Source organism: Nonomuraea sp. NPDC049624, assembly GCF_040675255.1.
Taxonomy (GTDB): domain Bacteria; phylum Actinomycetota; class Actinomycetes; order Streptosporangiales; family Streptosporangiaceae; genus Nonomuraea.
On record NZ_JBFAOR010000006.1, the window covers coordinates 566,544 to 589,669 of the forward strand.

Genomic DNA, 23,126 nt, shown 5'->3' on the forward strand with positions numbered 1-23,126 from the left:
ATCAGTCGCAGGTCGTCTTGTAGATGAACTTCGCGACGTCGGGCTGGGTCATGTTGTCCTTGGTCAGCACGACGAACGGCGTGGAGATCTTGGGAGTGGTCGCCTCGCCCTTCAGCGCGGCGACGGCCTGGGTGACGGCGTCCACGCCCATCTGCAGCGGCTGCTGGACGATCAGCGACTCGACGACGCCGTTCCTGACGTCGTCGAGGATCGGGTCGGAGGTGTCGAAGCCGACGATGTGCACCTGCCCCGCCTTCGACGCGTTCTGCACGCCGGTGGCGACCCCTTCGACCTCCTGCGTGCTGACCGCGAACACTCCGGCCAGGTCGGAGTTGGCGGCGAACACGGCGGCGAACTTGGACGTGGCCGTCGCCGGCTGACTCTCGCTGTACTGCGGCCCCAGGTAGGTGATCCCCGAGTGCTTGCCGATCTCGTCCTCGAAGCCCTTCTGCCGGGCGTCGGTCGTGGAGATGCCGGGCTTGGCGCCCATCACCATGACCTTGCCCTTCTCCCCGACCTGCTTGGCGAGGGTCTGCGCGGCCAGCACGCCTCCCGCGTAGTTGTCGGAGGCGATCTGCGAGACCGCGAGGGTCGCGTCGTCGGCGACCGAGTCGGCGAAGACCAGCTTGATGCCCGCCGCCTTGGCCTTGCTCAGGGCCGGGACCATGGCCTCCCCCGCCATCGGTGAGATGACGATCGCGTCGGGCTTCTGCGCGATGACGCCGTTGAGGATCGGGGTCTGACTCTGCGGGCTGTAGTCCTTGCCGCCCTGCGCGTCGAACTGCACGCCGAGCTCCTTGGCGCGCTCCTGCGCGCCGCAGGTCAGCGAGGTGAAGAACGGGTTTCCCGCCATCCCCTGGACATAGGTGATCTTGTACGGCTCGCTGCCGCCGGCCGCCGGTCCGCCGGTTCCCGAGCAGCCGGCGACCAGGGCGAGGACCGCGACCGACAGTGACAGGACGCTTGTGCGCATGCTGACATGACCTCTTCTCGAAACGGGGGGTGTCTCTCGTCTGGGACGAGGGGGCTACGACTTCTCGCGCGACTTGCGCTTGAGCTGGTCGATGTAGACGGCGAGGACGAGGACCACGCCGATCGCGACCTCCTGCCAGAAGGTCTGCACCTTGAGGATGACGAAACCGTTCTGCAGCACCGCGGGGATGAAGACGCCGATCACGGTGCCGGGGATGGTGGCCACACCGCCGAACAGGCTGGTCCCCCCGAGCACCACGGCGGCCACGGCCTGGAGGTTGTCGGTGGAGTGACCGGCGATGTTGGCGCTGGCGAACAAGGCGAGGTCGAGGAAGCCGGCCACCCCGGCGAGCAGCCCTGCCAGGCCGTACACCTTGATCAGGTGCAGGTCGACGTTGATGCCCGACCGGCGAGCCGCCTCGGCGCCCGAGCCGACGAACAGCGTGTACCGGCCGAACCTGGTCTGGTTCAGCACCACCGCTCCGGCGACGGTCACCACGAGCGCGATCACGACCAGCCAGGGCACGACGCCGAAGAGCTTGCCGAGGCCGACCGTCTCGTACAGTGCCTTGGGCACGCCGGACAGGTCGTTGCCGCCGGTGACGAGCTGCGCGATGCCCAGGGCCGCGCCCATCGTGCCGAGCGTGGAGATCAGCGCGGGGACCTTCGCCTTGGCCACGAGCAGGCCGTTCAACGTGCCCCAGACCACGCCGGACACCACGGCGACGGCGAATCCGGCCAGCACGACGCCGAATCCGGAGCCGCCCAGCGCGGTCATCGTCCGCAGGGACATCACCGCCGAGAAGACCAGCACCGAGCCGACCGACAGGTCGATGCCCGCGGTCGCGATCACGAACGTCATGCCGACGGACAACACCAGCAACACGGAGGTGACCGTCAGCATCGTCTGGATGTTGTAGGCCGACAGGAACGCCTCGGGCGCCGCGGCCGAGAAGACCGCGATCATCGCCGCCAGCGAGGCGGACAGGTAGGTGAGCGGGGACGCGGTGAGCCTGCGGCGCAGCCCCGCCGACGGCCTGGCGGCCTCCTCGATCGATACCGACGTCATGCCGTCTCCTCCAGAGTCACGCCGTGAGTGAGCAGGCCGGTCATGGCGGCGACGAGGTCCTCGGCCTTGGCCTCGCCCGTGGTGAACCGGGCGACCCGGGCGCCGAGCCTGAGCACCTCGATCCGGTCGGACACCTCGAGCACCTGCGGCATGCTGTGACTGATCAGAACCACCGCGATCCCGCGGTCGCGTACCTGGCGGATCAGGTCGAGCACGCGTCTGGTCTGGACGACGCCGAGCGCGGCCGTGGGCTCGTCCATGAAGATCACCCGTTTGGCCCAGGTGACCGCCCGGACGATCGCCACGCTCTGCCGCTGCCCTCCGGACAGGGTCGAGATCGGGCCGTCCACGTCGGCCAGGCGCACGCCGAGGGAGGCCAGCTCCTTGATCGTGCTGTCCCGCATGCTCGCCTTGTCGAGGAAGCCGAGCCTGCCCAGCGGGCCACGGCGGGTCACCTCGCGGCCCATGAAGAGGTTGGCCGCCGGGCCGAGCGCGGGCGCCAGGGCGAGATCCTGGTAGACGGTCTCGATCCCGGCCGCCTGGGCGTCGGTCGGCGAGGAGAAGGCGACGGGCTCTCCGTCCAGGAGGATCCGGCCGCTGTCCGGCCGTACCGCGCCTGACAGCACTTTCACCAGCGTGCTCTTGCCCGCGCCGTTGTCGCCGATGAGCGAGACGATCTCGCCCGCGTAGGCGGTGAAGTCGGCTCCTCTCAGCGCGTCGACGTGGTCGAACCGCTTGCGGATGCCGCGGGCCTCCAGCAGCGGCTCAGCCATCACGGCCTCCGAGGGACAGGGCAGGCATGGCGCATCGTCCTTTCGACGGGGGGTGTTTTCGGGCAGGCTTCCGCCACGTCGTGGCGGGGGGAGGACAGGACGGTCAGTGAGCGGTGAGGATGGCGTCCTCGATGCCGGCGATGTGCGCGGCCGCCCTGATGCGGGCACGGTAGCTGTCACCGGCGGTCAGGGCCTCGTAGATCGCCTGATGTTCGGTGAGGGTCAGGTGCAGGTCGGACTCGCCGGTCATCCCGCACCAGGCGTGGGGCCGGAGCGTCTTGCCCGACATGGTCTCGACGATGGTGGCCAGGACGGGGTTGCCCGACGCACGGGCGATGACTCCGTGGAAGGACTCGCCGTTCTTGCGCAGTCGCGCGCGGTCGGCCGGCTGGGCGGCGACGAGTTCGGTGGCCTCGGCCTGGAGCGCGGCCAGCTCGCCGAGCGCGTCCCTGTCGATGTGCAGCGCCGCCATGGCGGTCACCTCCGGCTCCAGCAGCCGGCGCACCTCCAGGAAGTGCCGGATCGTACTGTCCTGGTGCAGGTCGACGACCATGCTCATGGTGCCGAGCAGCAGCTCAGGGTCCAGACTTGTCACGTACGTGCCGTCGCCGCGCCGGGTGTGCAGCACACGCATCATGGTGAGTGCGCGAACCGCCTCCCGCAGCGAGTTCCTCGACAGGCCGAGCCGGGCGGCCAGCTCCTTCTCAGCCGGTAGACGGTCACCGGGCTGAAGCTCGCCGGTGATGATCATCTGACGGATTCTGTCCACGGCATTGTCCGTGAGCGTCACTGGGCTCCCTTCTTGCGCGCCTCCCATCTTGACGGATCGCCTGCGCCGTCGCCGCGAGTGATCGTCGAGTTGTTACCTACGTCGCGAGAACTTCGTCAAATCGACCCGATGTTTGCGGGTAGCAGCACCGTATGCTCGGCGGCGAGATGGTGTCAATAAGCCCATGTTTAACGTATTCGCAACAGACCCCGCCCGATCCGGCGGGGCTTTCGTGCCTATTTATTGCGATTCTCCGCTGCGGACGGAGCCCAAACATCGGGTTAATCCCAGCCTGGAAGCAGGTTCACCCCTGCGGTCGGACGGGCGCACCGGGAGCCTGCCCGCCCGTGGAGGGGCGGACAGTGCGGTGTGCGGAGCGGCGGACGCGGAGCCGGGCGAGGGCGATGAGCAGCATCGCGACCGAGCACCAGGCGGCCCAGTCGCCCAGGCCGGCGTAGACGGTCGAGGCGCCCTGCTCCGGCAGCGTCGCGAACACCGTGGTCACGCCGGGCTTGCCGCTGCGGCCTTCGGCCAGCACCCGTCCCCGGGTGTCGCTCACCGTGAGAAGGCCCTGGCGGGCCGCGCGCGCCACCGACAACCCGCTCTCCACCCCGCGGACCAGCGCCATGCGGCTGTGCAGCCAGGCGTCGTCGTCGAAGTCCCAGGCGGGGGCGAGCAGCGTCGTCGCGCCGGCCTGGCGGTACTGCCGTACCAGCCAGGGGAAGTCGAGGTCCTTGCAGACGATCAGGCCCGTCGTGGTCCGGCCGAGCAGGGTCAGCGTGCTTCCGGGCGTGAACTCCGGCTCCAGCCCGGGGATCATGTGGTGCTTGTCGTAGCGGGCCCCGGACGGGTAGGCCAGCGCGCTGTTGGTCCACGTCGCGCCGGCGCGGAGCGCGACGCCGGCGACGACCGCCACTCCCGGCCCGGCCAGCGGCAGGCGGGCGGTGGCCGTCTCGAACGTCTTCTCCGGCAGCAGCACGATCTCGGCACCGCGGACGGCGGCCGCGTCGACGGCCCGGCGGTAGCGCCGGAGCAGGTCGCGCCCCTGCGGGGAGTCGAGTTCCACGGTGTCGCGCGGGTCGTCGGTGGAGATCAGCGCGACCTCGCGGCGCTGCCCGCCGTCCTGCCCGCCGTCCTGGCCGCCGTCGGCGCCGAGCCGGGCGAAGCCGTACGCCAGGGCCGGCGCCACCAACGCGCCCGCGGTCACCGCGACGGAGAGCCGGCGGGTCGCGCCCGGCGCGAGCAGCGCGGCCAGCGCGGCGGGCACGAGCAGGAGCAGGAAGGTGATCCCCCAGACGCCGGCGACGGAGGCGGTCTGCAGGACGGGCAGCACGTCGGCCTGCGTATAGGCCAGGCTCCACCAGGCGCCGTGCGGTCCGGCCACCGCCATCAGGTACTCGACGCCGACCCACGACGCCGGTACGGCGAGCACGGCCGACAGCGGCCGCCGCCTGGCCAGCAGCGCACGGTGCAGCAGCACGCCGAGGCCGTACAGCAGCGCCGGTCCGGCGAGCAGGCCGGCCGCCACCGGGACGGGCGTCTCCAGCGTCCCGGTGAAGTACGGCCACCACTGCAGCTGCCCGCCCAGCCAGGCCAGGGCGCCCGCGGCGAAGGCCCAGCCTCCCCCCACCCGGGGAGCGGCGAGCAGCACGGGCAAGGGGGCGAGCCACGTCAGCCAGGCCACGGGGTGCGGGCCGGTGCCGAAGTGCAGCAGGACAGCCGAGACGAGAGCCGCGGCGAGCGCGATCAGGACACGTTTCATGACGACGATGCTGCTGGCGGCCACCCTGGTGGCGCGTCAGTCGTGAGGGTGATCTCCGATGTCACTCTCACCGGCGACCACGAGGCCGCATTCGTAGGCGAACACCGCCGCCTGCACCCGATCCCGCAGGTCCAGCTTGGTCAGGATGCGGCTGACGTGCGTCTTGACCGTGTGCTCGGTGACCACGAGCGCGGCGGCGATCTCGGCGTTGGACAGTCCGCGGGCGACCAGCCGGAGCGTTTCGCGTTCCCGTTCGGTGAGCGCCGCCAGCCGTCCCGCCAGCCGCGGCATCGGGCCGTGGGCCGGCCGTCTGACCAGGCTCTCCAGCAGCCTGCGGGTGGCGGCGGGCGCCAGCAACGCCTCACCGGCGGCCACGGTGCGCACCGCGTGCGCCAGCTCGTCGCGGCGGATGTCCTTGAGCAGGAAGCCGCTGGCGCCCGCGCGGACGGCGTCGTAGACGTACTCGTCCAGGTCGAACATGGTCAGGACGAGCACCTTGGCGGCGGTGGTCGCGCAGATCTCCCTGGTGGCCTCGATGCCGTTCCTGCCCGGCATCCGCACGTCCATCAGGACCACGTCCGGACGCAGCCGCCCGGCCAGCGCGATCGCCTCGTCGCCGTCCGCCGCCTCGCCGACCACCAGCATGTCCGGCTGGGCGCCGAGGATCAGGCCGAACCCGGCGCGGAAGAGATCCTGGTCGTCGGCGATGAGCACGCGCAGCATGCGCGCTATTCAAGCGGAAAGGCGGCTCTGACGAGGAATCCGCCGTCCTGTCCCGGTCCCGCGGTGAGCGTGCCGCCGTACGCGGTCGCACGTTCGCGCATGCCGATCAGGCCGTAGCCGCCGCCGTCGCGACGTGACCCGCCGCCGTCGTCGGCGATCTCGACGAGCAGTTCGCGCGCGGTCCAGCGCAGGTGCAGCCGCACGTCGCGCACCCCGGCGTGTTTGCGCACGTTGGTGAGGGCTTCCTGGACGATCCGGTAGACGGCGGCTTCCAGGCTGCCCGATGTCCGCCGCCGCTCGCCCTCCACGGTGATGGCCACGTCCAGGCCGCTGCGTGCGGCCAGTGAGGCGAGTCCGTCCAGGCTCGGCTGGGCGGGCCCGAGGCCCTCCCCCGCCGGAACGGCCGACGCGCGCAGCGCGGTGAGCAGGCCCCGCAGCTCGGTGAGCGCTCCCCTGCCGGTGTCGGCGATCGCGTCGAAGACGGCCTCGGCCCTGGGGGCGTCGCTCCGTACGACCACGGGCCCCGCCTCGGCCTGGACGACCATCAGCCCGACGGCGTGCGTGATGATGTCGTGCATGTCACGCGCGATCCGCGCCCGTTCCTCCGCCGCCGCGGCGATGTGCTCCTGTTCCCGGCGGCGGGCCCGTTCGGCCAGTTCCGCGGTGCGCGACCGGCTCGCGCGGGCGCTGGTGCCGAGCGCGTAGGCGGCCACGAAGGCGGTGCCCATCAGGCGGAAGATCTCGCTGTCCTCCCCGGGCAGCGCCAGGGAGACGCCGACGATGACGGCGACCGCCGGGATCGCGGCCAGGCGCTTCCACCTGGGGCTGACGTCGGCGATGGTGTAGACGGCGACCAGGGGGCCGAACGGCAGGAACGGCTTCTCCCAGAAGACCATGACGGTCATCGCGGCGCCGACCAACAGCGCCACGGCCATGGGCGCGCGCCTGCGCCAGTAGACGGGCGCGGAGGCGAGCGCGCCCAGCCCGACGATCCACCACGCCTTCGGATCGGGCACCAGCAGCGGGCCGAGGGTGGCCGCGGTGGTGAGCGCCGCGATCGCGGCGTCGCCCCTCGGACCGGATAACCCGGCGGTACGAAGCGTCCGGGCCCCGCGGGCGCGCCCCTCGGAAGGTGTTGCTGCTGACATGCGGAGACTCCTTGAGAGACGCGATCAGCACCGTGCTCGCCCGGCCGGCGGTCCGTTTCTCGGGGGCGGCCGGGTCAGCCGCGTCTGGTGCGCCAGCGGGAGGTGCGGAAGCCGTCGGAGCGCTCCAGGAGGTAGGTCAGCCTGGCGGCCGTCTGGCGTACGCCGTCGTCGTGGCGGTGTCGTTTGTCGGGGGCGAGGCGGGAGCGCAGGTCGAGGATGTGGGCCAGTTCGCCGGCGACCTCCGAGACCAGCCGGTAACGGATGCCGAAGGAGTGCAGGTCGCCGTGCACGTCGTCGACCAGGTCCTCGTCCACGTGCCGCTGCAGCGGTTTGAGCTTGGTGAGCAGTCGGGCGTCCATGCCGGCCACGGGCGCCCTGCGGCGGGCGTCGTCGGCCGGCACCGCCACCAGGGCGCGGATCCGTACGAATGCCAGCGCCCGCTCGGCGTCAGAGGTGGAGGGGTGTTCGGCGAGGTCCAGCAGGCGCCGCAGGGTCTCCTGCGTTTTGTCGTCGAACATGAGGACAAGTCTATGCACTCCGGCTCAGGAGCTCTGCTCTGTCCGGATGGCCCGGCGGAGGCCGTCGGCGATGGATCCGCGGTCCCGCCGGCCGGGCCGAGGCGGTCAGCCTGCGAGCCAGGCCGGCGGCGCCGGCGTTCACCTTGAACCGGGGCGACGTGCTACTTCAGCACGTCCGCGGCGACAGGCGACTGGTTGCCCTGCGCGTCGACCGCGACGACCTCCGCGCGGTACCGCGCGCCGTCGCGCTGGACCGGGACCGGGATGTCCATGGAGGCGGCGGCGGGCACCACGTCGAAGCGGTTGGCGACCTTGGTGTTGAGCACCTCGGCCCCGTTGTCGGCGCGGGTGACGCGCACCTTGTAGTGGTACACCAGCTCGTCGTCCGCGGCCTGTTCGATGCGCAGCGCAAGCCGGCCGTCCTTGCCGGCCTGGGCCGTCAGCGGGTGCGGGGACGTCCAGGACGGGGCCGTGCGGTTGCGGTTGGCGTCGGTGTAGGTGAAGTTCCGCACGACCTGGGCGTCGTCGCCGGCCGTCCTGATCTCCCAGGACCTGCCCGCCAGCGTGCCGTCGCTCTGGAACGGGGGCTTCCAGTTCGCCGACCACTTACCGCCGGTGTAGATGTCGTGGAGGTCGGCGTTGAGGTTGACGCGGTTGACGACGGTGCGGCCCCGGTAGACCTCGACGGCCAGCCCCTGGGCGGTGGGGGTCTCGAAGCGATTGGCCAGCTGCCCTTCGGCGTCGAGCATCTGGTATCCGTGGTCGATCTCGATGTAGGACGAGCTGCCGTCGTTGACCGCGGTGAAGCTCTTCTGGTGGATCGAGCGCGGGTCGTTCACGTTCAGATGCGAATGGCCCGAAAAATAGACGGCGCGCGGGAACTTCGACAGGTCCTCGGTGAGGCGCGGGTTGCTGGTCTGCTGGCCGTCCATCACGGTTCCCGGAGCCGGCCGGTGCCCCTGGACGATGATCGGCAGGTCGCGGTAGGCGGGGTCCGCGGAGATCTGCCCGAGTTGTTCACGCAGCCAGGTGGCCTGGGCCGCGGAGTAGTTCTCGGTGTTGACCGTGATCAACGGGACGCCCTTGACGTCCGTGCGGTAGTAGCCGCCGCCGGAGTCGGGGAACCACTCCTTGGGGTAGCCCGCACGGAGCTCGGCCAGGGTCGCGTCGTGGTTTCCGTACGACATGAACACCTGGGTGGCGTTCATGCCCTTGCGCGCGAGGTTCTCCTTGAAGATGCGGGCGGTCAACTGGTGGTCCTTGCCGCGCCCGTCCCAGTTGTCGTTGATCATGTCGCCGTTGGAGAGGATGGCGTCCGGGGTGCCCGTGACCGCCGCGATGGTGTCGAAGTAGGACGACCAGCGGTCGCGGTCAGCCTCGTAGCTCCCGATGTGCACGTCCGAGACGATCATCAGGCGGGCGATCGGCTGCTCTCCCTCGCGAATGAGGTACCCCTCGGACTTGACGGCGCCGGCCTGGTTGCCCTTGAAGGCGCGGGCCGTCAGGTTCGTGTCCTCGGTGATGCGGATGGGCTTGCCGGCGAAGGTCGGGCTGCTCTTGGTGGGAATGCTGCCGTCGGTGGTGTAGCGGATCGTCTCGCCCTGCCCGGCCCGCAGCTCGACGGACACCGCCTGCTCGAAACGACCGCCCTCGACACTGAACGCCGGGGCCTGCGGCGTCCCGCCCGGGACGGCCGACGCGCTCTGTGCCAGCGGGAAGAGCCCCAGACCGATGCCGACCGAGACTGCTGCGAGGTGGCGCCAGGCAGCCGGTTCCCGGCGGACGGTGAAGTCGGCATGTCTCATGTGGTGCTCCCCGATCTTGCCGCGGCGCGCTCGGCGCCGCGACACGTGCTTCAAAAGTGAACGACTAGAACCTGGAGCACCAAGGTGTACGGAAACGGCGACCTGCATGAAGTCCGCACGACCTGCAAGGTAAGAAGTGAGCATCCCGCCCGCCGAGGACTCCGTCCGCGCACTCCCCGCGCCGGGCGACGCGGTCGAGGCGTCCCGCACGTCTTTCCTGGTCGGGAGCGGTTCCCGTGCGGTAACTCGGTGCCTTTCAAGTGCCGTCTTCCGCGGCCTCCGCACGGTGACGCACGATGCCCTGGTCACCGAAGACGGATCGAGCCAGAAGGAGTGCCGTCGATGACCACGTCATTCGCCGAGATCGAGAGCGAGTTCAACGCCTACGTCGGGGCCATCCGGTACGCCACCATGGTCACCGTCGACGCCAAGAACCGTCCCCGCACCCGCATCCTCATCCCCGTCTGGGAGACCGTGGACGGGCGGCCGCGCGGGTGGCTGGCCACCTACCGGACGCCGGTCAAGGCGGCCCACCTCGCGGGCAATCCGCACACCTCCTTCTCCTACTGGAAACCCGGCAACAGCTCGGTCGCCATCGACGCCACCGCTGCCTGGGTCGACGACCTGGCGACCAAGCGCCGGGTCTGGGACCTCTACCGGGCGACCAGCCCGCGCGGGGCCGGTTACGACCTCGGGGCCTTCTGGCGGTCGCCCGACGACCCCGCGCTGCACGTCCTGCGCCTCGAACCCTGGCGCGTCCAGGTGATCCGCGGCACCGATCTCCGCAGCCGCATCTGGACGCCTCCGGAATGACGCGGCCGCGGAAGGCCGCGGGCGGGGCGTCGGCCGGCACGATCAGCCGTCACGGCGGACGCCCGAACCGGGCGACGGGCCTCAGCGCGGGTCCGCGGCGTGGGCGAAGGCCGCGGACCGGTCCCGGAGCAGGGCGGCGAGCTCGGGAGAGTCGACCACCTCGAAGGGCCACCGCACCCAGAGCAGGCCGCCGGCGAGCACCTCGAGGCGGACGTCGGCGATGCGCCAGTGTGTCGCCGCCCGGCCGGTGGCGGTGGTCGTCGGGGCGAAGTCCGTGGCGAAGCCGCCCATGTACGCCTGCACCTGCTCGATCGGCGCGTGGATGAGGATCGTCGCCGTGTGCCGGCGGGGCGGGGCGCCGAGCCGGCTGGTGACGAACGCGACCGGGTCGCCCCCCGGGACCTCCTCCGGCTCGAAGCGCACGCCCGTCGCCGACGCCGCCGTGATCCGGTCGACGCGCAGCACCCGCCAGCCGCGGTCGAGGTCGCGGCAGACGAGGAACCACCGGGTCTGCCGGGGCACCAGGGCGGCGGGCTCGACGTGGCACGGGGACTCCCGTCCTGAGCCTGCGCCCTCGGTGCTCATTACGCGCAGCCGGACCCGCTCGGCGTCCCGGCAGGCCAGCGCCAGGACCGCCAGCACGCCGGCGTTCAGCGGCGCCGGATAGGCGCCGGCCACGGCGTTCGGCGTGCCGCCGAAGGCGACCGAGGAGCGCAGCGCCCGCACCCGCCGGCGTACCGCTGGGGGCATCACCTGCTCCATCTTGGCCAGGGCGGTGAGCGCGACCTCGCCGCCGCCGGCGGCGCCGCTGGCGGCCGACGAGGCGAGGGCGGCGGCCACGGCGAGCGCCTCGTCCGGGCTGAACACCAGCGGCGGCAGGTCGCTGCCCGTGGACAGCCGGTAGCCGCCGTCGGGGCCGCGGCGCGCCTCGACGTGGTAGCCGAGGCGGCGCAGCCGCTCGACGTCCCGCCGGAGGGTGCGGCCGTCGACGCCGAGGCGGTCGGCGAGCTCGCCGCCGCTCCAGGACCGGCGGGCCTGCAGCAGCTCCAGCAGGCGCAGCGCCCGCCCGGTCGTGGTCTGGTCCGGCATACTCCCGAGCCTAGTAGAAGTGGACAGAAAATGACCTAAAAGCTCCCTAAGTTGGAGTTCGGGCCGGACGGACCGGCACCGCATTTCCCTGAGGTGAGTCACCTTGAGCATCCTTGTCACCGGCGCGACCGGCGCCGTCGGCCGTCATCTCGTCACGACCCTGCTCGCCCGCGGCGCCGCCGTGCGCGCGCTGACCCGCAAGCCCGACGACGTGGGCCTGCCGGCCGGGGTCGAGGTGGTGGCCGGCGACCTGGCCGACGCCACCACGCTCGGGCCGGAGGTGTTCGCCGGCGTCGATCGTGCCTTCGTCTTCCCCGCCGAGGGCGTCGAGGCGTTCGTCGCGGCGGCCACCGCCCGCGGCGTCCACCGGTTCACCGTGTTGTCCTCCCTCGCCGCGGCGAAGGAGTTCCCGCGCGACCACGGGTCGGCCAGCCAGCGCCACCACACGGCGGTCGAGTCCGCCGTGACCTCACGTGCCGGCGCCTGGACGATCCTGCGTCCCGGCACCTTCGCCGGCAACCTGCTCTCCTGGGCCTGGCAGATCCGCTCCGGCGCACCCATCCGGGCGCCCTACCTCGCCTCGGCACAGGCCCCGATCCACGAGTACGACATCGCCGAGGCCGCCGCCGAGACCCTGCTCTCCGACGATCACCTGGAGACGGCGATCCCGCTCACCGGCCCGCAGGCCCTGACCCGCGCCGAGCAGGTGGCGATCATCGGCGAGACCCTGGGCGTGGAGATCCCGCTGGTGGAGATCACACCGGCGGAGTTCCGTGCCGAGACCGGGCGGTTCATCCCCGAGCCGGTGATGAAGATGCTGCTCGACTACTGGCACGACACCCTCACCGTCCCCGACGTCCCGCGTCCGGTCACCGCGGTGACCGGACGGCCGGGCCGCACGCTCGCGGAGTGGGTCGCCGACCACCGCGCGGACTTCACGGCCGGCTGACCCTCACGCCGACGGTGCGGGATCGTCGAAGATCATGGTGTGGCCGAGCGGCCAGCCGGGGTCGCCGGTGCGGGCGAAACGCACCCAGGCGGCGTGCATCGCGTCGGCCAGCGCCTGCGGCGCGCCCGGTCCCGCCGTGCGCTCGACGCCGGGCGCGTCCAGCACGTCGAAGACGAAGGGCAGGTCGAGGTTGTGCACCGCGCCCACGCGTCCGCCGCCGGCCGGGCTCTCGACCGGCGACTCCCACCGGAACTCGTAGCCGTAGGCGGGCCTGGCCTCGCGGATCCAGCGCGTCTCGCGGGTGAACAGGTGCCGGGTGACGGCGCGGCCGACCCGTTCGGCCGGGGTGAGCCCTGGTTCGTCCACCTGGACGCCGAGGTGGTCGAGCGCCGCCCGCGCGGCGGCCTCGTCGAGCCCGGCGGCCATGCCCCGGACGAACACGTCGGCCTCCTGGGACGTGCAGCCGACCAGCAGCGGACGGTCCCCGCCCGTGCCCGCGCGCAGGGCGTCCAGCGGGACGGCCGGGATCAGGTCGCCGTCCACGACCGGCTTGACCGGCACCGAGTCGTTCAGCCCGCCGGAGCCGCCGGTCAGCGGCGGCGGTTGTGCGGCGACGAGCGCCTCGGGGGGCAGCGCGGCGAAGGACGCCCTGGTCGGCGCGATCCCGAGGCGGGCGGCGAGCGCCCTGGCGTGGTCGCGGGCCTCCTGCTCGGCGGCGACCAGGGTGGCCGAGCCGCTCATCACGATCGCGCGCCGGAACAGCCCTTCGGCGCGGGGCATGGTGAGCAGGGTCGCGACGGCCGCGGCGCCCGCCGACTGCCCGGCGATGGTCACGTTGCCAGGGTCGCCGCCGAAGGCCGCGATGTTGTCGCGCACCCACTCCAGCGCGGCCAGCCAGTCGAGCACGCCCCGGTTGAGCGGGGCGTCGTCCAGGGCGAGGAAGCCCTCGAAGCCGAGCCGGTAGTTGACGGCCACGCACACCACGCCGTCGCGGGCGAAGCGGTGACCCTGATGCCAGGCCGCCCCGTTGCCGCCGATGGAGAACGCGCCGCCGTGGATCCAGACCAGGACGGGCAGCCCCGGCTCGCCGGTCCCGGGGGTGCGCACGTCGAGGTTGAGGCAGTCCTCGCCGGTCCGGAAGACGTCGGGCGCGTACAGGCCGATGTCCGCGCCGGCCGCCTGCGGGGCGGCGGCGCCGCGCGTGACCGCGGGCCGCACGCCGTCCCACGGCGCCGGCGGGACGGGCGCGCCGAAGCGGTGCTCGCCGAAGGGCGGGGCGGCGTACGGCACGCCGAGGAAGGCGCGCCCGCCCTCCTCGGCCCTGCCCTCGACCAGCCCGGACGCGGTACGGACGATCATGCGCGACGCCATCCGGCCGTCCCTTCGACGATCCTGACGGCCGCCCGGGTGAGCGGTTCGAGGCCGTCCTCGTAGACCTTGTCGAGGGTGTCGGCCGAGTCGAACAGGTACATGGGGGCCGACAGGAAGTGCACCAGCGGCACCCCCTCGGGGTGGAAGAAGGCCCCGTCAGTGGGCGGCATCGGGGAGAAGGCGTCCGGCGGCAGCACGAACGAGCGCCTGAGGTCCTCCGCGACGAGGGCCGCCGCCACCAGGCTCTCCAGCTCCGGCTTCCGGGTGGTGAACCACCAGCCGGGTTCGGGGTCGCCGGTGGGGACCAGCTCGCCGTCCACGGCCACGCACCGCCGGGCGGCGTGCTCCAGGTGGAGCTGGAGCACGACGTCGCCGAGCAGGGCGCGGTGCTCCTCGATGAAGGCCCGGGTGCCGGCGGCGTGCGCCATGTGCCCGGCGGTCAGCAGGAAGAGCAGGTTGTGCGGCCGGTCCCGCTCGGGCACGCTCGCCCAGTACCGGGCGGCGGCCAGCACCAGCGCGATCCCCGAGGCGTCCTCGACGGCCGAGGCCCAGGGCGCGTCGTGGTGCGAGCCGATGATCACCCACTGGCCGGAGCGGCCGGGGAGCGTGCCGATCACGTTGTGCGAGACGGCGGGGCCGGTCTCCGACTCGACGGTGAGCGTGCCCGTGCAGGGGCCCGCGTCGACCAGGTCGAGCACCCGCCGCGAGTCGCCGCCGGACAACCAGACGGCCGGCAGGTCGCGGTGCACGGCGTCGTAGGGCACGTAGTAGTCGCGGGTCTCCCACGGCACCCCGGTCAGCGCGCCGGCGAACGCGGCGGCGCCGCCGTCGATCACGCCCTGGAGCACGTCGAGGTGGTCGAGCTGGAACGGCAGCGTCTGGACCAGGTCGTCGAAGACGCCCTCGGGGTCGTGCACGGCCGTCGCCAGGTCCCTGACGTAGGACTGCGGCAGCTCGGTGAAGGCGTACTCGGGCACGACGATCGCGCCCGGCACGACCTCGCGGCTGACCGGCGCGGTCACGGTCGCCTTCGGCGTGGTGTACGGCAACGCGGACGCCGCCACCCGCACGACCCGCGACGGGTCGGCGTCCAGGCGCACCACCAGGGACGCCGTCACCGGCCGCCAGACGGGCAGCTCGACCGGCGCGAGCCGGACGTCGCGCAGCCCGAACTCGGCGAAGCGCTCGGCGGCCCACGCGGCGGTCCAGTCGTCGGCCGGGTAGCCGGGACGCCGGACGCCGCGCGCGGTGACCGTCTCGATCCACTCCATCATCCGGGCGGCGCCGGGGATCAGGTCCGGGATCATCGTTTCAGCCCTCCGAAGGTGAGCCCCGCCACGTAGTAGCGCTGCAGCGCGACCATCAGGACGAACGGCGGCACGGCGGTGACCAGCGCCGCGGTGGTGGTCAGGTGGTAGGTGACGCCGACCTCGCTCTGGAAGTTGGCCAGTCCCACGGGCAGCGGCCACAGCTCCTGCTCGTTGGCCACGATCAGCGGCCACAGCAGGTTGTCCCACTGCGCCAGGAAGTGCACGAGGAACAGGGTGATGAGCGCGGGCCGCAGCAGCGGCACGGCGATGCGCGCGAAGATGCGGAACTCCCCCGCGCCGTCGACCCGCGCGGCCAGCAGCAGCTCCTTCGGGATGCCGAGGGCGAACTGGCGCACCAGGAAGACGCCGAATGCGCTGATCATGCCCGGCACCATCATGCCCTGGAACGTGTTGACCCAGCCGAGCTCCTTCACGATGAGGAAGACCGGGATGACCATGACCATCGGGGTGAGCGCGAGCGTGCCCACCACCAGCGCGAACAGGACGCGGCGGCCGGGGAAGGACAGGTGGGCCATCGCGTGACCGGCGGCGGCCGAGAAGAGCACGTCCAGGACGCCGGTGCCGACGCACAGGATCAGGCTGTTGCGCAGGTACGTGGGCAGGTTGCCGGCGCCGAACAGCACCCCGATGTTCTCGGGCAGGTGGAAGCCGTTGAAGACCAGCCCGCGCAGGTCGGTGTCGTCCGGCGCCGAGGCGACGACGACCATGGCGTAGACCGGCAGCAGCATGAACCCGACCGCGACGATCAGCCAGACGGCGCGCAGCACCCTCATTCGTCGCCGCCCTTCAGGAACGCGAACTGCACCGCCGAGACGATCACCATGGCGACCAGCAGCACCATGCCCATGGCGGCGGCGTAGCCCATGTGCTCGTAGGGGAAGGCGTTGGCCCAGATGTAGTACGGCAGCACCTGGGTGGCGTCGGCGGGCCCGCCCCCGGTGAGCAGGAACGCGGGCACGAACGCCTGCATCGAGCCGGCGACCGAGATGACCAGGACGAACAGCAACGTCCTGCGCAGCAGCGGGAGCGTGATGCGGGTGAACGTGGTGACCGGTCCCGAGCCGTCAATGGCGGCGGCCTCGTACACCTCGCCGGGCAGCGCCTGCAGGCCGGCGGTCAGGATGATCACGAACAGCCCCATGCTCTTCCAGACGACCATCACGACCAGGGCCCAGATGGCCAGGCCGGAGCTGGTCAGCCAGGACTGCGGGGGGATCCCGGCCAGGCCGAGGAGGGTGTTGGCCAGGCCGCGGTCGGAGTAGATGATCACCCAGACCATGGACGTGGCGGCCAGCGGCATCACGGCCGGGATCATGACGAGCGCCCTGAGCCAGCGGTTGAGCCGTCCCGGCCTGCTCAGCGGCACGGCCACCAGCAGGGCCAGCAGGATCGTCGGGACGACCGTGCAGACCGTGTAGACGACGGTGATCCACGCCGAGTTGAGGAAGCCGGGGTCGGCGAACATGCGCTCGTAGTTGGTCAGGCCGATCCAGTTGGGCGTGCCGGCCATCTCGTAGTCGGTGAAGCTGAGATAGATCGCCGACAGGAACGGGACCAGCCAGAACACCACGAAGAAGACGGCCACCGGAAGGGTCAGCGCCACGCCCGCCGTGGCCTGCGGCCGGACCCTGACCCCGCCGAGCAGCCCGCCGAGCAGCCCGCCGGGCCGGGCGCCGAGCACGCTCACAGGATCGGTCGCACGGTGGCGTCGAAGGTCGCCGCGGCCTGGGCCGGGGTCGCCTTGCCGTGGGCGACGGAGTCCACGGCGCCGGACGCGGCCTTGGCCAGTTCCAGCGCGCCGGGGATGATCGGGCCGAAGTCGACGTGCGGCAGGCTGCCGGCGACGATCTCCATGATCTCGGACTTGCCGCGCGGCCCGGCCTCGCGCCAGCCCTTGGTCGGGATGATGATGCCGTTGTCGAGGTTGGCGGCCACCGACGGGGCGCCCTGGAGATAGTTGACCAGGTGCCAGGCGGTGAACTGGTTGGGCGAGTCCTTGGCCACGCCCCAGCCCCACGTGTAGGCGGGGACGACGGACGGCCCGCCGTCCCAGGTGGGCATGGGGGCGACGCCGTACTGCTTGCCGAAGGTGAGCTTGTCCTTGCCCAGCTTCTCCAGCGCGGGGCCGAGGAAGGCGCCGCTGACGACCATGGCCGCCTGGCCGGAGTAGAACAGGCCGAGCGCGCCCAGCGGGTTGGAGAGCTTGGGGTTGCCGATGCGCGACATGTACGTCAGGGCGGCGATGCCCTGCTCGGTGGCCAGCGACGCCTTGCCGCCGCCCGCCGCGACCAGCTCGCCGCCCTTGCCGCGGACGAGGGCGGTCAGCGTCATGAGGGCCCACTGCGGATCGCCGTAGAGCCACTGCAGGCCGACCCGCGCCCGGTCGGGCGAGGTCAGCTTGGCGCTGTACTCGGCGACCTCCTCCCAGGTCGCCGGGGGCTTGTCGGGGTCGAGCCCGGCCTGCTCGAACCGGTCCTTGCGGTAGTAGAGCAGGCAGGGGTTGAAGTCGATGGGCACGCCGTAGGGCACGTCCTGGTAGGTGAGCGGGGTGGTCGTGCCCGGCTCGTAGTTCGCCAGGGGGAGGGCCTTGGTGTCGACGGGGGCGAGCCGCTGCTTCTTGGCGTGGGCGGGGAAGCTCCAGTGGCCGATCTTGAAGACGTCGGGCGGGGCGCCGCCGCTGAAGGCGGTCAGCAGCTTGGCGTCGAGCTGGCCCACGGGCAGGTAGAGCAGCTTGACGTCGACCTTGAACTCGGCGATGTAGCGGTGCACGAGCTCCTGGAACTGCTGGCCGGTGTCCTGCGAGCCGTGCAGCCAGACGGTGACCTCGCCGTGCGGCCCGGCGGCCGCGGCCTGCTGCCGGGGCTGGTCCTTGCCGCATCCGGCGAGCAGGGTGAGCGCGCCGGCGGCGAGGAGCCCACGCCGCGTCAGATCCGCCATGGTGGTTCTCCTAGGTGAGGTTCTTGAGCGCCTGGTTCTGCCAGGCGGTGTTGGTGGGGAGCTCGGGGGCGCCGCCGGCGAACGCCCCGCGGGCCTGGGCGTCGGCCTGGAGCCGGTACCTCAGCCAGGCGGTCACGTAGCCGAGGAAGGTCCCGCCGGTGTTCTGGATGTCGTTGTGTCCGGCGCCCTTGAGCAGCGCCCGGCCCGCTCCGGCGGTGGCCTGGTCGTAGTAGCCCTGCACGGTCGCGGCCGAGGAGATCAGCCAGTCGTCGGCGCCGCTGAGGAAGAGCACCGGGCAGGTCAGGGCGGCGACGGAGAACTCGTCCCCGGGGCTGGCCATCCACTGCGCGGGCACGGCGATCGGCACGACGGTCTTGATCAGCCCGGCGGAGTGGTTGGCCGCGTTGACGACCCCGCCCGCGCCCTGGGAGTGGCCGACGGCGCCGACCTGGGCGGTGTCCAGCTTGCCGTGGAAGACGCTGGCGGGGTCGGCGTTCAGGCCCACGAGGTGCTGGGCGGCGGCGAGGATCTCGGCGCCGGTGCCCGTGGTGGTGTCGGTGGAGGCGACCACCGCGAAGCCCCAGGAGGCCAGGTGGTTGAGCAGCCCCGGATAGTTGTCGGGGGTGGCCCACGAGCCGTTGCCCCACGTGACGATCGGGTGGGTGACGCCGCCCGCGCCGAGGTTCGAGGGGTAGTAGAGCCGGTGGCCGCCCGAGGTGCCGGTGGCGACCGGCCACGGACCCGTCGCCTTGTAGGCGGTCTCGATGGTGGCGGCGGCCTCGGCCGCGGTGGTCCACGACAGGAATCCGGCCGACGCGAGGCCGAGCGCCCCTGCCCGCAGCGCCTGCCGACGAGTGAAGTTCTCCATGGTCACTCCGTGGGATATTTGGAGACGTGAACGTCTCCTAAGAGAGGGAAGTACGATCGGTGAGCGATGTCAAGAGATGAACAGAAGGAAGTTCCGGCGGTCCGGCCGCTTCCGCGGGGGCGGCACGGGCTCTCCCCCGACACGGTGCGCGAGTCGCAGCGCGACCGCCTCGTGGAGGCCATGCTGCGGCTGGTGGCCAGGCGCGGCTACGCCGCCACGACCGTGCCCGACGTGATCGCCGCCGCGCGGGTCTCGCGCAACGCCTTCTACGCCCAGTTCGCCGACAAGGAGGCGTGCTTCCTCGCCGTCTGCGAGCGCGACCTGCCCGAGATGATCGACTCGATCCGCGCGGCCGCGTCGGGGGCGGGCGACCGCTGGCGCACGGCGCTGCGGCTGGGCCTGGCCGCCTACCTGCGGTGGTGGCAGGAGCGCCCGGAGTACGCGCAGGCGTACTTCGTGGAGTTGCCGAGGGCGGGCGAGCGGGCCGTCGAGCAGCGCGACACCGCCTACCGGCCCTTCCTGGACATGCTGGCGGCACTGGCCGCGCGGGCCAGGCTGGAGGACCCCTCGCTGCCGCCGCTGCGCGCCGCGATCCCCCGGCTGATCGTCTACGGCACCACCGAGTTCATCGCCTCGGAGGTGCGCGCGGGCCGCGCCGCCACGCTGACGTCGTCGGCGGGCGACCTCTACCACTACACGGTCGCCCTGCTGGCCGGCCCCGATCACGGCATCGGGACCACCCCCTCCGCCTGAACCCGCCAGCCCTCGGGGAAGCAGCCCGAGGCCGCCATGTGGGCGACGGCGGCCAGCAGGCCGCCGTTGCCCGGCAGGTAGAGGGGCAGCAGGCCGGGCCACTGGTGGTTGTGGCCGCTGGGCAGGTAGGTGTTCTTCGGGGCGTCCATCAGCAGGGCGTCCACGGCGGTGCCGGGCTCGCCGAGCCGGGCCGCGCACATGGCGAGCATCGGGAAGTCCCAGCCCCACGCGCTGTCCCAGTCCCAGTCGGCGAGCACGTCGTGCAGGGTGGCCCGCATGACCTCGGGGTCGATCAGCGGGGTGGGCGGCACGAACCCGAGCGCGCCGGTCATCGAGGGATGGTCGGTCCTGACCGTGTACGGCTCCACGCCGATGGCCGCGTACACGCCGTCGCGCACCAGCGGCCGGGCCAGGCCGTCCAGCACCCGCGCCCACGCCGGGTCGGGATCGAGGCCGAGCAGGCCCCGCCACCGCTGGGCCGTCGCCAGCCCCCACCACCAGTAGGCCAGCTCGAACGCGGGATCCCGCACCGACCTCCTGGACTCGTGGTAGGACTCCTGCGCCGGCACCAGCGGCGGCCCCAGGTGCCCGCCGGCCGCGAAGGAGGCCATGAACTCGGCCGTCTCGAACACCAGGTCCCAGTACTCCTCCAGCGCCCCCGGGCGGATCCGGCGGAGCAGCTCGGCGAAGTAGATCAGGTGCGGCTGCTGCCAGACGATGAAGGCGCCGATCTCGCTCGGGCTCTCCCTGCCCTCCGGCCCCACCTGCTTGGGCCAGCGGGCGCCGCGGAACCCCTGCCGCGCCGCCGTGGCCCTGGCCCGGGGCAGGATCGAGCGGTACCACGGCAGGCTCCGCTCCAGCAGCTCCGGCCGGTTCCACAGGGCGAAGTGGGCGGCGTGCCACCAGTGCATCTCCAGGTGGAACTTGCCGCTCCAGGAGTTGACGGCCAGCCCGGTCTCCTGCGGCGGGGTGGTGCCCGCGCAGTTGACCGCGGTGAGGTACTGCGAGAGCACGACCCGGCGTTCGAGCTCGGGCGCCCGGGGGTCGGCGCTGCCCTCGAAGCTGACCGCGCCACCGCGCGTCCAGAACCGCTCCCAGTGGGCGGCGGCGGCCGCGCGGACCTGGGAGAAGGACGGCAGGCCGGCGCCGACGGGGTGCCGGGCGAACTCGACGACGAGCTCCAGTTCCTCGCCCTGGATCAGGTACACGTGGGGGGCGGGCGAGGTGAACCGCGCCGCCCCCGTCCACTCGGCGGCCACGTGGTAGCCGTCCTGGTCCAGGACGCGGGTGAAGTCGCAGCGCGAGCCGCGCCGCGTGCACGTGGTGGTGTGCCGGTCGGGGCTGTCCCAGTCGGCGGTGGTGTGCCAGCCGTCGCTGGCGTAGGGGAAGGCGATCCTGACGCCCGTGCCGCCGGTGACGCGTACGGCCAGCAGGTCGCGCTCGGGATGGCAGACCGTCTCCACCTCGTGCGGCCGCCCGCCCAGCTCGAACGAGCTGGACAGCGTGCCGGTCCACAGGTCGAGCGTCTGCGCCGACCGGCCCATCGGGACGTCCTCGCCTACGTCGAGGCCGATCCGGCCGAGATGCAGGCGGTGCGGGTTGACGTGCAGCCAGCCGCCCGCCTCGGTGGCCGGGTAGAGGTCGGGATAGCCGACGCCGTCGTAGTCGGTGAGCGCGTCCTCCAGCACGTGGCCCTTGGGGTTGGGCATCGTGTGCCAGCCCCACTGCGCCTGCGTGCCGAGCGGCGCGAATGTCTGGAGCCCGGTGGCGTCGGCGGTGAAGGCGAACTCGCCGTTGCCGACGGTGAGCGGGCACCCGGCGCCGGCGACGTTGTGCCGGCGCACGAGCGCCCTTCTGTCTATGCTCACGCACACCCCGGCGTGCCGGCGGCGCGCTGCTGGCGCATGGTCGTCACGTCGCCCGCGACGGCCGACTGGGCCATCGGGCCGAGGTCGAGCACGACGTCGGTGAAGGCGAGCGACGCCTTGCGCATCACCGGCAGGTCGATCGCCTCGGCGCCGAACTGCGGCGAGAACAGCGTCTTGGGCGCGGCGATGGGCGCGATGACGGGCAGCAAATGCTGGTTGTACGGCGTGCCCTCGCCGCCGAAGCTGCAGTGGTGCGGCACGGTGGCGAGGTCGGCGGCCGACAGGCCCTTGAGGATCGCGGTGCGCCGCACGTCCCAGTACTCGATGTGGCCCTTGACCAGCTCGCGCAGCGGCGTGCTCTCGCTGACGGGGACCCACAGCAGCTCGGTGAGACTGGGGCTGGCGACGAGCTGCTTGCCCGGCAGGCCGTTCGGCCTGGCGACCGCGTCGTAGCGCTTGGCGCCGAGGTGTTCGAGCACGACGACGGAGGAGACCTTGCCCTGGTCGTACTCGGCGTCGAGCTGGGCGGCGAGCTGACCGGCGCCGCCCTCGCGGACGTCGGGACCGGTCAGGTGCTGGTAGAGGTGGCCGGTCACGAACGCGAACTGCACGGTCCGCGGACGGCACTCCACCGGCAGCGACGACAGGTAACGGGCCATCTCGATCATGGTGAGCGGGCCGTTGTCCCACACCGGGCTCATGCCGTCGGTGTGGCTCTCCACGACGATCTTCTGGGCGCTCCCGCCGGGCAGCGTGGCGAGCAGGGTGCGGGTCGTCGTCGGCGTCCAGGCGGCGTTCACCGTCAGCGACGCCTGGACCGGCTGCCCGGCGGCCAGCGCGTCCTTGATCTGCTTGCCCTGGTCGGCGCCGACGTACGCGCCGGGCACGCCGTACGGCAGGCCCTCGTAGGGCGCGTACATGTCCTTGATCTGGGCGTGCGGGAGCTGGCTGACCTCGATCACGCCCAGCGCGCCCGCGGCGGCGGCCGCCTTGAGGTCGGCGTCGGCCGCGGCCGGGGCCTCCATCGACTCCGAGCCGAGCAGGTTGATCGTCATGCCCGGGTCGTACATGGAGTAGCCGAGGGTGGGCGGATAGAACAGCAGGTTGGGCACGCTGGTCCAGGGCAGGTCCCGGACGACGATCTTCCCGGCGGCGTTGGCGGCGGTGATGTTCGTCCCCGCGGCCAGGTGCACGAGCGGCGCCGAGACGCCGCCCGCGCCGGTGGAGGAGGAGAACGGCACGGGCGCCGCGACCTGCACGGACGTGCCGCCGACGGTCAGCCCGGTGCCCAGGTTGTCCCAGCGGTCGATGGCGTAGGGCAGGGAGGAGAGCTGGAGGCCGGGGATGGCCGCCATCTCCTCCTCCAGCCAGTCGACGTAACCGGCGTGCGCGGCCGAGCCGGTCGGCCTGGGTCCGAACGTTCCCTGCCGGGTGGCCAGGGCGCTCAGGCGGGCCTCGGAGGCGAACGCGGCCGGGTCCACCCTGACCGGGCAGACCGTGGCGGACGCCTGGGCCAGGGCCGGTTGCGCGGGCGCGACCAGCGGGAGGAGAAGGGCGAGGAGAGCGAGTCGTCTCACGTGGGGGGTCCTTCCATCGAATCGTTTTAAT

At 72.2% G+C, this 23,126-nt stretch carries 21 protein-coding genes; 3 read left to right on the forward strand and 18 right to left on the reverse strand.

The window, feature by feature from the left end:
* Nucleotide 1: 1 nt before the first annotated feature.
* The 9 genes from AB0J76_RS27350 to AB0J76_RS27390 all read right to left on the reverse strand — a co-directional run bounded on the left by AB0J76_RS27350 (nucleotide 2) and on the right by AB0J76_RS27390 (nucleotide 9,539).
* Nucleotides 2–973, reverse strand: a complete 972-nt coding sequence (locus AB0J76_RS27350) for an ABC transporter substrate-binding protein (protein WP_352326495.1) — start codon at nucleotides 971–973, stop codon at nucleotides 2–4.
* A gap of 54 nt (nucleotides 974–1,027) precedes the next feature.
* Nucleotides 1,028–2,041: an ABC transporter permease gene (locus tag AB0J76_RS27355; RefSeq protein ID WP_352326494.1), complete on the reverse strand. Its 1,014-nt coding sequence runs from the start codon at nucleotides 2,039–2,041 to the stop codon at nucleotides 1,028–1,030.
* Nucleotides 2,038–2,814: an ATP-binding cassette domain-containing protein gene (locus AB0J76_RS27360; RefSeq protein ID WP_125647845.1), complete on the reverse strand. Its 777-nt coding sequence runs from the start codon at nucleotides 2,812–2,814 to the stop codon at nucleotides 2,038–2,040. The genes AB0J76_RS27355 and AB0J76_RS27360 overlap by 4 nt, the downstream gene beginning before the upstream one ends.
* Nucleotides 2,815–2,917: 103 nt before the next feature.
* Entirely contained in the window at nucleotides 2,918–3,583 is a 666-nt protein-coding gene (locus tag AB0J76_RS27365) for an FCD domain-containing protein (RefSeq protein ID WP_352326492.1), read from the reverse strand.
* Nucleotides 3,584–3,887: 304 nt separating this feature from the next.
* A complete protein-coding gene (locus tag AB0J76_RS27370) occupies nucleotides 3,888–5,345 on the reverse strand; it encodes a hypothetical protein (protein WP_352326491.1) in 1,458 nt (485 codons plus the stop codon).
* A gap of 36 nt (nucleotides 5,346–5,381) precedes the next feature.
* Nucleotides 5,382–6,068: a response regulator transcription factor gene (locus AB0J76_RS27375; RefSeq protein ID WP_352326490.1), complete on the reverse strand. Its 687-nt coding sequence runs from the start codon at nucleotides 6,066–6,068 to the stop codon at nucleotides 5,382–5,384.
* A 5-nt stretch (nucleotides 6,069–6,073) separates the two neighbouring features.
* Nucleotides 6,074–7,216 (reverse strand): histidine kinase, encoded by a 1,143-nt coding sequence (locus AB0J76_RS27380; RefSeq protein WP_352326489.1) that lies wholly within the window; start codon nucleotides 7,214–7,216, stop codon nucleotides 6,074–6,076.
* A 74-nt stretch (nucleotides 7,217–7,290) separates the two neighbouring features.
* The gene (locus tag AB0J76_RS27385) at nucleotides 7,291–7,734 is read right to left on the reverse strand and encodes a hypothetical protein (RefSeq protein ID WP_352326488.1); all 444 of its coding nucleotides are present in this window, start codon (nucleotides 7,732–7,734) and stop codon (nucleotides 7,291–7,293) included.
* A gap of 161 nt (nucleotides 7,735–7,895) precedes the next feature.
* Complete coding sequence (locus AB0J76_RS27390) at nucleotides 7,896–9,539, reverse strand: chitobiase/beta-hexosaminidase C-terminal domain-containing protein (RefSeq protein WP_352326487.1); 1,644 nt, start codon at nucleotides 9,537–9,539, stop codon at nucleotides 7,896–7,898.
* Nucleotides 9,540–9,881: 342 nt separating this feature from the next.
* Here AB0J76_RS27390 and AB0J76_RS27395 point away from each other — a divergent pair, with 342 nt between their 5' ends.
* Nucleotides 9,882–10,352 (forward strand): pyridoxamine 5'-phosphate oxidase family protein, encoded by a 471-nt coding sequence (locus tag AB0J76_RS27395; RefSeq protein WP_352326485.1) that lies wholly within the window; start codon nucleotides 9,882–9,884, stop codon nucleotides 10,350–10,352.
* An 81-nt stretch (nucleotides 10,353–10,433) separates the two neighbouring features.
* Here the strand turns inward: AB0J76_RS27395 and AB0J76_RS27400 are convergent, their stop codons facing one another.
* Complete coding sequence (locus tag AB0J76_RS27400; protein WP_352326484.1) at nucleotides 10,434–11,441, reverse strand: WYL domain-containing protein; 1,008 nt, start codon at nucleotides 11,439–11,441, stop codon at nucleotides 10,434–10,436.
* Between the two features lie 103 nt (nucleotides 11,442–11,544).
* Between AB0J76_RS27400 and AB0J76_RS27405 the strand changes: the two genes are divergently transcribed.
* Nucleotides 11,545–12,390: an NAD(P)H-binding protein gene (locus tag AB0J76_RS27405; protein WP_364390810.1), complete on the forward strand. Its 846-nt coding sequence runs from the start codon at nucleotides 11,545–11,547 to the stop codon at nucleotides 12,388–12,390.
* A gap of 3 nt (nucleotides 12,391–12,393) precedes the next feature.
* Here AB0J76_RS27405 and AB0J76_RS27410 read toward each other — a convergent pair whose 3' ends face one another.
* The 6 genes from AB0J76_RS27410 to AB0J76_RS27435 are packed head-to-tail and all read right to left on the reverse strand — an operon-like array spanning nucleotide 12,394 to nucleotide 18,897.
* Nucleotides 12,394–13,761: a carboxylesterase family protein gene (locus AB0J76_RS27410; RefSeq protein WP_352326882.1), complete on the reverse strand. Its 1,368-nt coding sequence runs from the start codon at nucleotides 13,759–13,761 to the stop codon at nucleotides 12,394–12,396.
* Entirely contained in the window at nucleotides 13,746–15,068 is a 1,323-nt protein-coding gene (locus tag AB0J76_RS27415) for a M28 family peptidase (protein ID WP_352326881.1), read from the reverse strand. The genes AB0J76_RS27410 and AB0J76_RS27415 overlap by 16 nt, the downstream gene beginning before the upstream one ends.
* Nucleotides 15,065–15,865: a carbohydrate ABC transporter permease gene (locus AB0J76_RS27420; RefSeq protein WP_352326880.1), complete on the reverse strand. Its 801-nt coding sequence runs from the start codon at nucleotides 15,863–15,865 to the stop codon at nucleotides 15,065–15,067. The genes AB0J76_RS27415 and AB0J76_RS27420 overlap by 4 nt, the downstream gene beginning before the upstream one ends.
* Nucleotides 15,862–16,773, reverse strand: a complete 912-nt coding sequence (locus tag AB0J76_RS27425; RefSeq protein WP_352326879.1) for a sugar ABC transporter permease — start codon at nucleotides 16,771–16,773, stop codon at nucleotides 15,862–15,864. Before AB0J76_RS27425 ends, AB0J76_RS27420 begins: the two co-directional genes overlap by 4 nt.
* Before the next feature lie 2 nt (nucleotides 16,774–16,775).
* Nucleotides 16,776–18,029 carry an ABC transporter substrate-binding protein gene (locus AB0J76_RS27430; RefSeq protein WP_352326878.1) on the reverse strand — a complete coding sequence of 418 codons (1,254 nt, stop codon included), beginning with the start codon at nucleotides 18,027–18,029 and terminating at the stop codon, nucleotides 16,776–16,778.
* 10 nt (nucleotides 18,030–18,039) lie between these two features.
* Entirely contained in the window at nucleotides 18,040–18,897 is an 858-nt protein-coding gene (locus tag AB0J76_RS27435) for an alpha/beta hydrolase (protein ID WP_352326877.1), read from the reverse strand.
* Between the two features lie 66 nt (nucleotides 18,898–18,963).
* Here AB0J76_RS27435 and AB0J76_RS27440 point away from each other — a divergent pair, with 66 nt between their 5' ends.
* The gene (locus AB0J76_RS27440; RefSeq protein WP_352326876.1) at nucleotides 18,964–19,650 is read left to right on the forward strand and encodes a TetR/AcrR family transcriptional regulator; all 687 of its coding nucleotides are present in this window, start codon (nucleotides 18,964–18,966) and stop codon (nucleotides 19,648–19,650) included.
* Here AB0J76_RS27440 and AB0J76_RS27445 read toward each other — a convergent pair.
* Together AB0J76_RS27445 and AB0J76_RS27450 are read right to left on the reverse strand one after the other, a co-directional pair.
* Nucleotides 19,620–21,518, reverse strand: a complete 1,899-nt coding sequence (locus tag AB0J76_RS27445) for a hypothetical protein (RefSeq protein WP_352326875.1) — start codon at nucleotides 21,516–21,518, stop codon at nucleotides 19,620–19,622. The genes AB0J76_RS27440 and AB0J76_RS27445 overlap by 31 nt on opposite strands.
* Nucleotides 21,515–23,095, reverse strand: a complete 1,581-nt coding sequence (locus AB0J76_RS27450) for a hypothetical protein (protein ID WP_352326874.1) — start codon at nucleotides 23,093–23,095, stop codon at nucleotides 21,515–21,517. Before AB0J76_RS27450 ends, AB0J76_RS27445 begins: the two co-directional genes overlap by 4 nt.
* Between the last annotated feature and the right edge of the window lie 31 nt (nucleotides 23,096–23,126).

Excerpts from the sequence above, each read along its gene's own strand:
- AB0J76_RS27350 (WP_352326495.1), bottom strand. The coding sequence starts at position 973 with ATGCGCACAAGCGTCCTGTCACTGTCGGTCGCGGTCCTCGCCCTGGTC.
- AB0J76_RS27355 (WP_352326494.1), bottom strand. The coding sequence starts at position 2,041 with ATGACGTCGGTATCGATCGAGGAGGCCGCCAGGCCGTCGGCGGGGCTG.
- AB0J76_RS27360 (WP_125647845.1), bottom strand. The coding sequence starts at position 2,814 with ATGGCTGAGCCGCTGCTGGAGGCCCGCGGCATCCGCAAGCGGTTCGAC.
- AB0J76_RS27370 (WP_352326491.1), bottom strand. The coding sequence starts at position 5,345 with ATGAAACGTGTCCTGATCGCGCTCGCCGCGGCTCTCGTCTCGGCTGTC.
- AB0J76_RS27375 (WP_352326490.1), bottom strand. The coding sequence starts at position 6,068 with ATGCTGCGCGTGCTCATCGCCGACGACCAGGATCTCTTCCGCGCCGGG.
- AB0J76_RS27380 (WP_352326489.1), bottom strand. The coding sequence starts at position 7,216 with ATGTCAGCAGCAACACCTTCCGAGGGGCGCGCCCGCGGGGCCCGGACG.
- AB0J76_RS27385 (WP_352326488.1), bottom strand. The coding sequence starts at position 7,734 with ATGTTCGACGACAAAACGCAGGAGACCCTGCGGCGCCTGCTGGACCTC.
- AB0J76_RS27390 (WP_352326487.1), bottom strand. The coding sequence starts at position 9,539 with ATGAGACATGCCGACTTCACCGTCCGCCGGGAACCGGCTGCCTGGCGC.
- AB0J76_RS27395 (WP_352326485.1), top strand. The coding sequence starts at position 9,882 with ATGACCACGTCATTCGCCGAGATCGAGAGCGAGTTCAACGCCTACGTC.
- AB0J76_RS27400 (WP_352326484.1), bottom strand. The coding sequence starts at position 11,441 with ATGCCGGACCAGACCACGACCGGGCGGGCGCTGCGCCTGCTGGAGCTG.
- AB0J76_RS27410 (WP_352326882.1), bottom strand. The coding sequence starts at position 13,761 with ATGGCGTCGCGCATGATCGTCCGTACCGCGTCCGGGCTGGTCGAGGGC.
- AB0J76_RS27415 (WP_352326881.1), bottom strand. The coding sequence starts at position 15,068 with ATGATCCCGGACCTGATCCCCGGCGCCGCCCGGATGATGGAGTGGATC.
- AB0J76_RS27420 (WP_352326880.1), bottom strand. The coding sequence starts at position 15,865 with ATGAGGGTGCTGCGCGCCGTCTGGCTGATCGTCGCGGTCGGGTTCATG.
- AB0J76_RS27430 (WP_352326878.1), bottom strand. The coding sequence starts at position 18,029 with ATGGCGGATCTGACGCGGCGTGGGCTCCTCGCCGCCGGCGCGCTCACC.
- AB0J76_RS27435 (WP_352326877.1), bottom strand. The coding sequence starts at position 18,897 with ATGGAGAACTTCACTCGTCGGCAGGCGCTGCGGGCAGGGGCGCTCGGC.
- AB0J76_RS27440 (WP_352326876.1), top strand. The coding sequence starts at position 18,964 with ATGTCAAGAGATGAACAGAAGGAAGTTCCGGCGGTCCGGCCGCTTCCG.